Origin of the sequence: Imperialibacter sp. (genome assembly GCF_040222385.1) — a bacterium.
Lineage (GTDB): Bacteria > Bacteroidota > Bacteroidia > Cytophagales > Cyclobacteriaceae > Imperialibacter.
In genome coordinates, this window is sequence record NZ_JAVKDF010000010.1 from 235,369 (window position 1) to 248,750 (window position 13,382).

Below are 13,382 nucleotides of genomic sequence, written 5' to 3' on the forward strand. Positions count from 1 at the left end.
TTGAAAAGAATAAGGCCAGTCTATTCGACCGGCCCTATTTTCTGATGTTTCGCAAATGCTTTTAGCTATTGCCTTGTTGTTGTGTCTGGTTATTCTCTTATCAGCTTTTGTATCCGATAGGTATCTCCCTGAGAAACTTGCACGAAGAAAAGACCGGCGGGCACCTTTGTCAGATCGAGGCTGATTTCACACTTTTCAGAGGTTTTACTCTGCCGCAGGGTTTGTACAACTGTGCCATCGATAGCGAGCAATCTCACATTCACCTCTTCCAGCGAGCTGTTGTCGATTTCTATAGTGATCTTATGGTGAGCCGGGTTGGGATATACGGAAATACTACTTTCGGTTAAGTCTGACAGGCCTGTTTCGACCACCTCTGGCAGGGTAACGTCCATTATGTGGAGCGGGCCGGTGCATTCGTCAACGGATACCTGCAGGCTATAAGCGCCGTCTTCGCTGATTTCAAGTTCAGGGCCACCCTCAGCAATAAGAGCGTCGTTAAGGTACCAGTGATAAATGGCGTCGGGGAAGGTGGTGGAAGCCACAAGCTTCGGCGGATTTGCATTTAACACGGCATCGAATTCTACATTGGGAGGCAGCACGCAAAACGTCTGGCTGATCGGCTCTGCCGCTTCATAAAATTCATTGCCTGGCTGGGATGCTGTAACTGTAAAGCTACCGGGCTGGGTGAGCGTAAGCGTTCCCTGCTCCAGCGTGGCTCCTTCTCCAACAATTTCGTAGGTTATCGACTGTGCTGCATCTGAAAAAGCGACCAGAGTCACCGACGTATCATCTGCAAACGGAACATCCTGGATGGTTTCGAATATGATGGACTGTGGCGCCTTGTCCACCGCCCCATCGCAATTGTTGTCAAGGCCGTCAGGCAGGCCGGGAGCGCCGGGGTACACGTTTTGATTAAAGTTATCGCAGTCACCTGCCTTGTCGGAGTAGTCATCTGAAGGCCTCTGGCAGGCAATGACGACCTGATCATCATCCACACCAAATCCATCCCCGTCAGAATCAAAATACCAAACTGTATTCGGAGTAGCCGCTGCGTCGGTGTCGTCGCAGTCGGTACTGTTGCTTACGAATCCGGTGGGCTGCTCGCATGCTTGTGTGAAACTTTGTGGGTCGCCATAGCCGTCGCCATCGGTGTCGGCGTACCAAAGGGTCTCTGGATGAACCAGAGGATCGCTGTCGTTGCAATCGGTGCTGTTAGCTACATAAGATGTGGGCTGGGTGCATGCTGTAGTTTCTTCGGAAGGGTTACCGAAGCCGTCCCCATCGGCATCAAAATACCAGACCGTTTCCGGATTCACTTCGGGCTGTCCATCGTTGCAGTCGGTATTGTTGAGCACATACCCATCTGGTTTTTCACAGGCGATGATAGTAGCCGTTGTGTTGTTGCCATAGCCATCGCCATCACTGTCCATGTACCAAACGATTCCAGGGTAAATGCTTTCGTCGGTGTCGTCGCAATCCGTTGACTCATAGCCGTAGCCGTCACCCGGGGATGCACACTGTACAAAATCGCTGACTGTGCCAAAGTATCCATCCCCATCTTCATCAGTGAACCAAACAGTCTCTGGATTTATTTTCGCATCGCTATTATTGCAGTCCCCGTCTTTGTCAACATAGTTCTGCGGTTTTGTACACGACAAAGACCCCTCGCCTGCGCCATATCCATCGCCGTCGGCATCGTAATACCATAGGGTTTGCGCTGTAATGTTTTCGTCTGTATCGTCACAGTCAAAGCCAATGGTATTGATCTTATATCCTTCAGGAGCAATACAATCCTCCACAAGTGAAGTCTGGTTCACATATCCGTCATTGTCGAGGTCTGCATACCATTGAATGTGTGGGCAGGCATTTGTGAAATAGTCGTATTCTGAATCACCTATTGCATTTCTGGCTTTCAACCTGTAAGAATAGTTCCCGCTCTCGGAGAGGCCTTCAATTTTGGCTGAGCGCTGATTTGGAATGACAGCTCCAAACTGACCCGTGACCTGATCTCCCGGGCCGTTGTACACTTCTACATATTCACCATCACCCACTTTTTGATCCAGAATATAGCTCAAAATCGGTGATCCATTGTCATAAGGCACTTCCCACGTAAGCTGGTAGTCGTTGGTGGAAGTTCCTCCTGAAACAAATTCAGGCATTTCGGGAGCGGTAATAATAGTACTGTACATCACCTCATCAGAATATACACTGGTTCCTCCTCCGCTTTTGGCAGCCAGCCGGTAGTAGTAGTCCGTTCCAGGACTCAGGTTCGTGTCGGTGAATTCTGTCGTAAGGTTTGCGCCCAGATCGACCGCCGTGAACGTGCCTTCTGCTCCGGTTTTCTTCTCCAAAACATAATCATACACGGGCAGGCCATGGTCTTCTGGAGAACTCCATGACAGGTCGATGGAGGTTACGGTAATGTCGTCCGCAACTGGAGGGGCCGGTTGGTCGGGTGTTACGGGTGTGGCACAACCTATTAGGGCAACATACCGCAAATAGCGGTTTGGGCCAACATCTACATTTTGTTCAAGACTTATGTCATTTTCAGCAACAAAAAAAGTATCGCCATTGCGTTCATAGCCACTACCGTTAATGATGTAGTAAGAACTATTCGTTTGAGTGTTGACCGGCACAATGCTTTTATCGCTGCTGGTTAAATGAATGCGAGGAGTGCCGACGTCCGACAATTCAATGTACTTAAAGTCAAGTGTAACTACTTTACCTGGGTCGTCGCTAGTAATGGTGGTCAACGCAAAATTGGCTAGGTTGCTTTCATAAGACCCTAATACACCTTCGCAGGTGGTAGCACTGCTCTGCCCGTAGTGCGTACCGCCGAAGGCCCATAACTCCGCCCATTCCGAGCCGCCTGATCCATTGACTGCTTTTACCCGGAAATAGTATTTTTCCCTGGCTACAATGCCGGAGGTTTTGCTGTAGCTGGTATTTGGCCCGGAATAAACTTCCTCATAGGTGCCATCATCGCCGGTTTTCTCCTCCACTACGTATCCGGTGATGGCGGAGCAGGAAGAAGAAGCGCCGGACCATTGTATTTGAATTTCGGCTAGCGACAATGTGCCTCTGGAAAGTGAGAGACCTGTGGGTACCGCCCCGACCATAGGCGTAAAGCTGGCTTCACCCCATTCAGCAGCTGTTCCCTCAGAGTTGGTAGCTTTTACCCGGTAGAAGTATTCCTTTGTATTGTCAGCGCCGGCTACCAGGTAGGTGGTGGCATCGGCGGCCAGTCCGGCAATCGGCTCGTAAGTTCCGTCTGTGCCTGCTTTCTGTTCAACAGTATATGAGGTGATGGCTGCGCCACGAGGCAAGGCACTCCAGGAAACTTTAAAGGATGTTTCGTTGATAGGGCAAAAGGTGACGTTAGCCTGGCCCGGCACATCCTTGATGGTAATGCTGGAACTATTGTAAAGCGATTTCCCGGTACTGTTTATCGCTTTCAGCCGGAAATGATAGGTATTGCCGGCCACCAGCTCATCGACCTGAAAAAACAAGTCGGGACCTGAATAGATGACATCGTATTCGTTGCTGTTTTGTCGGCGTTGTTCCAAAACATAGGCGGTGACCGGTTTGGTTTCGTCGTAGGGAACGGCGGCCGTCCAGTTTACCTGTACCGAAGTCGGGGTGGCATCGCTGAACGTGGGCTGGGCCGGCTTGGCAATGGTGGTACACACGATGTCCGCAAACCAGCCAGTAGATTGATTATAGTGGACGGCTGCATTGGGTGCAAAGCTAAAAGTTAGCTCACCGCCTTCGCTGGTTGAGGTGTAGTCCGTTGGGTTGGCAAAACCATACAATTCAGCTAATTCCAAATGCGGAGTTGGCCCGTCGAATATGTACAGCCGGTCGACTTCCGGGCTGGTTCTTGTCGAGAAGTTCCCTCCGAATACAACTGTTATTTTCCCGTCAGGTGTGTCCGGTTTGAAGGTGAGTACGGTAGGTTGTCCACTGGTCAGAAAATTGCTTCCGTTTGCTAAATTGTAGTCAGAATGGAACGTGGTTTCACAAGTGGTGATGGTGCCATTGGCCATCAGGATTTTGTCGCCGGCATCCTGGGGCGTGCTCATGATTTCGGGTGTGTAATCAGAGCTTCCAATTCCGTTCACCGCTTTTACCCGGTAGTAGTATTTCGTTTCCGCAATCAAACCGGTAGCGGTATAGCTCACATCCAGGCCGGAATAAACCGGCGCAAATTCGCCGGAACCGACTTTTTGCTCCAGCACGTATTCAATGAGCGGGGAGCCATTTGCGCCTGACGGAGACCATCGTACCTGTATCGATTCACTTGTCACATTTCCAATGCTGATTGGTTCTGGTATGGTAGGCTCAGTTGGCTCCACATACATCCACATCCCACTTCCTTTGGTCCCTGAAAAAAGTACCCCATCGGCAAAAAGAAGCTTCGTCGTATTGAGGTTTGTTAGATCCTGACTGAAGGCAGAAAATGAATCCCCGTCATCTTCAGAACTGTAAACCCCTTCTCCATCAACCGAAGCATACAAAAGCCCACCCTCCTTTGCAAATGACACGGCTGTCCCGGGCAACGTTCCTTTCTCGGTCCAACTGTCACCTCCATCGTCAGTGAAAAATAACCCCTCGCCGGTGCCGGCAAAGGTGCCATCGCCGTTGGAGTAAAACGTGGTGGCGGCATTGAATCCGCTGTTCGTAATATCTGTATCGGCTGCGGTCCAGTTGGCGCCGCCATCCGTCGAACGAAAGACGACGGCACTTCCAAAGAAGCTGCCTGCATACAGGTTGGTTCCATCTGTTCCCAGCGCAAGTGGTGCGCCGTCGAGACCGGTATTTGCTGAAGTCCAGGTGTTGCCCCCATCGGTTGATTTGCTGATTCCCGAGAAAGTTTCCAGTGCAAACAGGTTGGCACCTGCCTTCACAATGCCTGAAACAGGAAAGCCGCTGAGGCCGGTGCTGGTTTTGGTCCAGGTGGCGCCGTCGTTGGCAGATTGATATACTCCGGTAGTAGTACCGGCGAGCAGGGTGCCATTGTTGTCGTAAAGCGCTAATACAGACAGGTCTTTTGCTGCAATGCCACTATTGGAAGCAGACCAGGTTTCTCCGGCATCATCGGACACAAACACCCCACCGCCGTTCGTGCCAGCGTAAATTGCTCCGTCCATTTCCAGCAGTGCCGTGATCTCATGAGCCAGGATACCGGAGTTGGCTTCTGTCCAGTCTGACGCCAATTGGTAGAGACTTCCGGTTGAGAATAAATACACTGAAGGGGACGCAATTGATAGCCCTACTGTGTTGGCGTTTGCAGGCTTGTCTAAAAATAATTCCCACTCAAAATCCCCTACAAACGTGTAGGTATACATCCCATCATCGGTCATAACAAGCACCCAGGGTGGTCCGCCAGACCAGAAGTCGAAATTGTTCACCTGCAGGCCTTCAAGACCGGACAAGGTTCCCCACGCATAGTTATCTCCAAAGTCTTCGGAGTAATACATGTATACTTCATTGCCATCGAAAACAGCCAGCTCCATATGGATTTCAAAGTCTTCCGATTTGTGAGCAAATTCGACCAGGGTAAAATCCTGTGCCGCAGGGCCTGTCACCGTTTGCTGGCTCCAATCATCGCCACCGTCTTCCGTTTTAAATAACCCCTCATCGGTTGCAACCGCTAAAATTTGACCTGTCGAAAACAAATCGAGTGCGAGATCGTTGATTACGGCTCCTTCCTCAATACCCGTGCTTTTCTCTACCCAAGTGGCTCCATCATCCGTGGTTTTGTAGACCAAATCTCCTGCTACAGCAAAAAATACCTGTCCACTGACCGCCAGTAGGTGGGTAATGTCGGTTGAGACAAGGCCACTATTGGACAACGTCCAGGTGACGCCATCGTCGGTAGACTTGTAGATACCCTCTTCAGTGGCGAGCAGGGCAGTATTTCCGTTGTATACAGCCGCCAGCGCCCGTATTTCTGTACCAATGGGTGATCCTGAGATGAGAGCCCAGTTCTGCCCGTCGTCGGTGCTTTTATAAACACCACCATATGTTGTGGCGGCAAGGTGTGTTCCGCTGCCGAGCGCTACCACCTCCAAAACGTTGCCACCCTCCAGCCCGTCCAACTGTTGCCATTGTCCGTAGGCAGGTAAAAGCAGTATGCTCGAAATGATCACTAGTAAGGTCTTTCTCATGACTTGTTCGTTTTTAATATTTGCTGAGATTTTTTATTTCACATCTTCCAAGTCCCACTCACACTGGTGGCGAACGAGAAATGATAAAAACTATGTATTAGCCCTCTAAAGGCTAGAAAAAGGTATTTTTTTAAGCTACAATGCTGCCTTCTGAGTAGCTTTATTTGTTTGCGGAAGCTCCCGTTTCGTCACCGAACGCTTCGGTTCTTTGTGAATGTGTCAAGACGGGATTTTCCCGTTTGTGCTGAAAGCAGACATCGGAGCCTTGCAGTTAGAAAATAAAGCCGACATATGCTGCCGGCTCTATTCGTTCCCGTGTTAGCCAACTACACCGAAGTGTAATCTCATATATTTTTTCTCTAGGCGTTTGAGATCAGTTCATGAAGCGCCCTACGTCGTAACCCAAGTGTCCGTAATTCTCTCAATACCTCTTCTGGTAACTTTTGCTTTCTTGTGCCATTACGTTATCTGTAAGGATTTCTCATAAATACTTCCTATGTTAAAGCTTCATAATCAGGCATTTGATATCCATTAATTTATCGACATAGAGCTTCCAATGCTTCTTTGTTTTGCGAATGGGTAACAATTCCTTTTGAGTAGGTATAATCATTTTGTAAATGAAAATTGTCGAGGTTGGTTTTTGGCTGTTTTTGGGCATGGTTCTTTGCCATCCGGTCATTGCTATTTCCCAAAATTTCCGAAAATCTGTCGACAGCTTGCAAAGCCAGCTCAGTCGGGAAATTACCGACACTGCTTACGTCAACACCCTCAATAGAATTTCCACCGAACTCCATGGAAGGAACTTTAGGGAGGCCATTCGCTATGCCAACCTGGCCATACAAAAAGCGGAAAAAATTGATTATAGGTATGGTGTAAGCAAAGGCTACCAGAATATTGGGTTGGCCTCCTGGGCAAATGGCAGATACCATCAGTCATTGGAAAATCACAAAAAATCAATTGCCATGTTTCAAACTTGGGGAATGACCCGTGAGCTGGCAGAAGCCTACAACAAAATTGGCCTTGTATATTTCTATATTGCTGAATACGAGGAAGCTATTACCTATCTGAACAAATCAATAGAGGACTATCGGTCAAGGAAAGACACAGTTAATCTGGCCAGGGTATTGAACAATATAGGTCTTGTATATGATGCCAAAGGTGACTATGCAACTTCCACTCATTACATTATCGAAAGTCTGCAGCTGAGCCAGAGCTTTAGACAATTGCGTGATCAGCAAAACCGCACATATGGCAAGGGAATGATACATGAAAATGAGTTCATTAACAGACAGATTCTCGAAGAAAGATTGCAAAGACTTGCCCAACGGAAAGAGAGTGTGACTACCGAAAAGCTTGCCAATCTTTATGTTGAGATAGCGGAAATTTACTTTTTTTTGAAGGAATACAACTCAGCTCTGAGCTATTACAGAAGAGCCTCAGAAATATACGCTGAGCTGGATGAGCAGGTGTTGTTGGCGCACTGCCTCCGTGACCAGGCGGAATGTTATGTCGAGCTCGCCGACTTCGGGACTGCTCTGGAAGTTTTTCGTCAATCGGAGTCAATTTATATTAGTCAGGGAAATTACATAAGACTAGCTGCGGTTGTGGCGCAGCTTGGGGAAACAAATTATAAGCTGGGCAATATTGAGGAATCCATTCTTCATTACAAAAGACTAATTGCCCTCGACGACAGTGTTGGTCATAGGGCAGCTTTGTCAAAGACTAAGGTAACACTGGCAGGGATACTATTGGAGCAAGGCAGGAAGCAGGAGGCGCTATCTTATGCCCAGTCAGGCTATGAAATAGCAAGGAAAATTGGGTCACTTACCAGGGTGGAGACGAGTGCAAGGCAGCTTTATGAGTGCTACAAGGCAATCGGACTGATGGGCACTGCCTTGAGTTATCTGGAGGAAAGCACCTCTCTAAAGCAGAAATTTGGGGACGAGCTTACCCACCGGGAAATAGCCGAGCTACAAATACAATACGAGAGTGAAGAAAAGCAGAAGGCAATTGATCAACTAAATGAAGTGTCCCAGCTGCAAAGCAACGTCGTGGCCTTGCAGAAGCAGTTGTTGATGCTCATGGGAGGAGGTTTTGCTGCTTTTGCGGTCATCCTCGTTGTGATGAGAAATCGATTGATCAAAATCAGAGAGCTTAAATCGGGGATAGAAGAAAAGAATGCGTTTATCGAAGCACAAAACTTTAAGCTCGAAAAAAGAGGCAGAGAGCGTGAGCTTTTAATTGGAGAAATTCACCACCGGGTAAAAAATAACCTACAGGTTGTTTCCAGCATGCTGAGACTACAGCAGCGGAAAGTGAAAAATGTTGTTGCCAAAGAGGCTCTTTTTGCGGGTCAAAACAGGGTGCAGGCTATGTCACTACTTCACCAGAGACTATACCAGCACGGGTCGTATGGTAAAATTCCTATCGCCGACTATGTATCGGACGTATGCAAGCATCTGGCAAAGGTCTACAATTTGGACAAGCAAAAGATGGAGAGCAGCTTTGAAGCTGATAATGTCAGCCTCGATATTGATACTGCGGTTACGATAGGGTTGATGGCCAACGAGGTGTATTCAAATATTTTTAAACATGCTTATCCTTTTGTGGATGTTCTGAGACTTCACTCGGAAATAAAAAGAGAAAATGGATTGACCATCCGAATCACCGACAATGGCCCGGGCTTGCCTAAAAAGATAGATTTCAATGAAACTGGTTTTGGTCTAAGGCTTGTTGAAATGCTTGCCACTGAGCTGGGTGGTGAGGCTATATTTACTAGTGCGCCTGCAAAAGGACTGATTGTAACAATGAGAATTAGCAAAGCTCATATCGAATAGCGGTGTTTTTCGTGCAGCTTTCCAGCCAAACAAAATAAAGCCGACAATAGCTGCCGGCTCTATCTAGTCCCGTGTTAGCCAACTACACCGAAGTGTAATTTTTGTTGTTGTGTTAGTTTTTTATTAACCTTTTTATTGTGCCGTTGCCGTTGTGCAATACTTGAATGAAGTATAGGCCTACGGGAGTATCGCCTAAGTCTAGTGTATTATCCCATTTTTCTGAGATTTTTTCGAACACTCTTTTTTGCAGAATCATCCCATCGACAGAAAAGAGTGTAACAGTGACCTGCCCATTGGAGCGACTTTCAAATGAAAGGTTTACAATATTATCCGCAGGATTTGGATACATATGTAGTATATCGAATGTCTGATCCCCTATGCCTGTTTCCACTTCTGGTTCAAATGTTACCTCCAGCTCATTTGACAATTCCCCTTCACAACCGTCTGCGAATACACGGAGCCGGTATAGACCTTCTAAAGTCACCTCCATAGATGCGTCGTCATTTCTAAGGAATTCCCCGTTTAAATACCAGCTGTAAATTGTTTCGGGGAACTGCTTATTTGCGGAGAGGGTGGCAGATGTGCTTCCGGCTGATGAAACGGCGATGATAAGCGCCGGAGGTCTGATACAGAATGTCTGAACAATCTCGGCCGAAGGTTCGAAGAGAATTGTTCCCTCCTGGTGGGCTGTGATTGCGTATGTGCCTGGCTTATGGATGGTAAGCTGATTTCCAGCTATGTTAACATCTGAGCGGCTGGATGTGAAAATGATAGGCTGGTCACTGGTGGATGTTGCTAATAATTCGATGACAAGACCCTCTTCGTATACTACATCCGGAACTGCGCCAAAAGTGAGCGTTTGAGTACCTTTATCCACAATTCCATTGCAGTCGTTATCGAGCCCGTCGGGTAGACCAGCAGCACCCGGATAAACACCAATGTTTGAATCGTCACAATCATTGCTACTCGTGGTGTAGCCCTCTGGTTGCGTGCACGAAATGATCGTTTCTCCAGCTGTACCAAACCCGTCACCGTCTTCATCAGGGAACCAGACTGTGTTGGGTCTTACCTGAATGTTGGTGTCGTCACAATCACCACCTGGCACGACGTAGCCGGTGGGGGCGGTGCAGCCCTGTAAGACAGTGTTATCACTTCCGAAGCCATCGCCGTCAGTATCGAGGTGCCAAAGTGTCTGAGGGTTAATGTTAATGTTATTGTCATTGCAATCGTCACTGTTCAGCGCATATCCACCACCAAGGCAACCGGTGAATGTGACTGAAGCAGTTCCATAGCCGTCTCCATCATTGTCTTTGTACCAGACCGTTTCGGGATTAATGGCCTTGTCTGTGTCGTCACAATCACTGTAATTTTGTACATAGCCCTCAGGTTGATCACAATCCAGCTTACTGCCCTGCGGGATGCCGAAACCATCTTTGTCATGATCCCTATACCATATATAGGGAACGCATAACCTAAGCTCTTCTGAATATTCGGAGTCGCCAATTCCGTTGCTTGCCTTTACCCGGTAATAATAGATGTCGCCGGAAGTTAATCCCGTAGCAGCCCAACTGGTTTGATTCAAATGGTAGACAAGTTCGTAGGTGCCATCTTCACCGGTTTTTTGTTCCAGGCTGTAGTTGACAATGGAGGAGCCGTTGGAAGCCGACTCAGTCCATTTGAGAACGGCGGCCGAAGTGCTGACGGAACTGACACTAAGTACGGGAACTGCTGGTGCCGTGGCGATAAGTACACTATTTTCAGAAGAAGGACTTGAAGTGCCGACGCCATTGGTAGCGTTCACCCGGTAAAAATAGGTAGCACCAGTGGTGAGCGAAGTCGGTTCGTAGGTGAGTTCGGTGCCGGTGTAGACAGATGTGAAGCTCCCACTGCCTTCTTTTTGCTCCAGAGTATAGGAAGTAATAGGTGAACCATTGTCGTCCGGTGCCTCCCAGTTGACAACTACCGAAGAGGTAGTTACGTCATCAAATGTGACCTGAGCAGGTGTTGAAGGAGCTTCCGCAGGAATACTTACACAGGCAATGCTGGCCACCCATCCAGCAAAGCCAAGGCTTCCGTCGGACGTGAACTTGAATGTCATCTTGCCGCTGGCGCCTGTTGCTGTGTATGACCCTGGCAGGCTGCTGCCCGTGAGTGTGGCAAGAATGGGCGAGGCCGAACTGGGGCCATTGTAGATTGTGAGAAAATCAGCATTGTTTTCAAGGGAGAAAGCGCTGAAAGACACCGACATCTTTTCGCCGGGAGTTCCTGGCTCAAAGGTGGTTTCGTAGTGCAGGCTGTTACCATAATCGTCACTCCCTCCAGGGTCAAGAAATTTGGCGGCACAAGTTGTGATGGTGGCGTCGGACATAGTGACAATGTTTTCCGACACTACCTGGGCCTCGTCGGAGTATTCTGAATCACCACCTGCATTTGTAGCTTTCACCTTATAGTAGTACGTTTCACCTGTAGTGAGCCCGGTAGCCGGGTATGTCAGGTTTGGCCCGGTGTAAACCTCGGAGTAGCTGCCTCCAACACCCGTTTTTTGAGCCAGTGTATAACTGGTTATTTCCGACTCGTTGTCGTCAGGTGCTGTCCAGTTTACAACGACTGAGGTGCTGGCAATGGCGGTGAAAGTGACCGGAGCAGGTGTGGCCGGGGGAACGAGCACGCAAGAAATGGCAGCCTCCCACCCTGGCTGAGTTAAGAAATCAGCGTCGGAGGTAAATTTAAAGGTAAGCTTTCCTTCCGGATTTGTTGCGGTGTATGGCCCTGGCAAGTTGCTGTTTAAATTACCGTGGAGAACTGTCAACTCAGGGGCGTCAGTATCAGCCCCATCATAAATTCTCAGGTAGTCATCACCAATCGATACAAAGAAAGCATTGAATGTGACCCTTACCTTTTCTCCGGCTGCTGATGGCTCAAAAGTCAGCACGTAATTTTCACTGTTAAGGTAATTGGCGTCAGCACCTCCTGAGTCGGTGAAGATAGAACCGCAGGCCGACACTGTTCCGTTTGTCATGGCAATGTATTCCAAACCGGGGTTTGGAATCTGAGCATTTTCCTTAAGAAATGGGTAGGAAAAGCCTTCTTTCATTTCCCAGGTGTTCACAAAATCCCAGCCAGTAAAGGAAGATTGATCCTTTGCCTCTGTGTCGCTGAGTCCAATTCCCGACGCTGATACTGCCACGTTGCTAGTGGTCGTGTTCCAGTAACAGTTGGGGGCTGTTTCTGAACTTTTTCCAATAAATCCACCGGTATCACTATTCCCCACTATGACACCTGTCGCATAGCAATTAGTAATGGTGTCATCACCGTCTCCAATGCCAACTTTTTCGCCAATAAACCCCCCAACTCTGGTATCGCCTGTTACACTACCCGTTGCATAACAATCGCTGATGGTGATGCTGAAAGTATCGACATGTCCGGCAAAACCGCCTATCCTTTCCGTCGTTCCGACAACTGTGGTGGTTGAATAACTGCCACTAACGGTAGTTCCCATGGAAATCACACCGATGAAACCTCCAACATACATATTGCCTGTTACATTTCCGCTTGTGTGGCAATTGAGTATGCTGCTTCCCAAAGCACCCCCAGCTATTGCACCTGTCGAGTTCCTGCCCGAAATATCGACATTTACTATAGCCAAATTGATTATTTCGGCACCTTCCCAGGCGCTGCCAAAAAAACCCACATAATCTTCACTTGGCCGGTTTATAGTGAGCCCGGTAATTTTAAAGGCGTTGCCATCGAAGTTGCCCACAAAAGACTCTTCCGTAGGATTCGAGTCATTTGTCCCGATGGGTTCCCATCCTTTCCCATCATTCCAAAATAGCCCAGCCGGATCGCCAGTGTCATGTGCAAGATCGACATCGTTCATCAGCCGGTAGTATGCAGTCATATCATTTCTTACCTCATCCAGCTGAGTTGGACTGGTAATTTGGTAAGGATCCAACTCGGTTCCAGCCCCCGAACCTGAGAATTGCGCAATAGCGAAAGAGTTTGAGACTAGTAAAACAAGCAGCGTTAAAAGCCGCATTTTGCCATCATGTCTAAAAGCCAGAAGACGTCTTCGGGCAGCAAGTGGCAACGTCGAAAAAAATGACCTTTTCATACTGGTATATTGGTGTTTTTGAGTGGTAAAGAAAGATGGTGGTCACAGGCGATCAGGTTTGCCTAAATTGTTTTTGTCAAAAAAATAGGGTACTTACGTGAACTGTTATCGCTTTATTTACAGTCAGTTAAGTCTTGTAAATTATGCTGAAATTAAAACAGCGATTTGGGAATCTTTGCAGGTGATAAGATTTGGTGCTTGAGTCATCTTATTTTTTTTGTGAATGAAATATTACCATAAAGTCTTTGGAGGTCATGACATGTA

The 13,382-nt window shown here is 48.0% G+C and carries 3 protein-coding genes; 1 reads left to right on the plus strand and 2 read right to left on the minus strand.

The window, feature by feature from the left end; translation table 11 throughout:
• Positions 1–89: 89 nt before the first annotated feature.
• Positions 90–6,170 (minus strand): fibronectin type III domain-containing protein, encoded by a 6,081-nt coding sequence (locus RIG68_RS02430; RefSeq protein ID WP_350118252.1) that lies wholly within the window; start codon positions 6,168–6,170, stop codon positions 90–92.
• A gap of 617 nt (positions 6,171–6,787) precedes the next feature.
• Between RIG68_RS02430 and RIG68_RS02435 the strand changes: the two genes are divergently transcribed.
• Positions 6,788–9,007: a tetratricopeptide repeat-containing sensor histidine kinase gene (locus RIG68_RS02435; protein WP_350118254.1), complete on the plus strand. Its 2,220-nt coding sequence runs from the start codon at positions 6,788–6,790 to the stop codon at positions 9,005–9,007.
• Between the two features lie 112 nt (positions 9,008–9,119).
• Here RIG68_RS02435 and RIG68_RS02440 read toward each other — a convergent pair whose 3' ends face one another.
• On the minus strand, positions 9,120–13,118 hold the full coding sequence (locus RIG68_RS02440) for a fibronectin type III domain-containing protein (RefSeq protein WP_350118256.1): 3,999 nt from the start codon (positions 13,116–13,118) through the stop codon (positions 9,120–9,122).
• Positions 13,119–13,382: the final 264 nt, after the last annotated feature.

Coding starts and splice junctions, on each gene's coding strand:
- RIG68_RS02430 (WP_350118252.1), bottom strand. CDS start 6,170: ATGAGAAAGACCTTACTAGTGATCATTTCGAGCATACTGCTTTTACCT.
- RIG68_RS02435 (WP_350118254.1), top strand. CDS start 6,788: ATGAAAATTGTCGAGGTTGGTTTTTGGCTGTTTTTGGGCATGGTTCTT.
- RIG68_RS02440 (WP_350118256.1), bottom strand. CDS start 13,118: ATGAAAAGGTCATTTTTTTCGACGTTGCCACTTGCTGCCCGAAGACGT.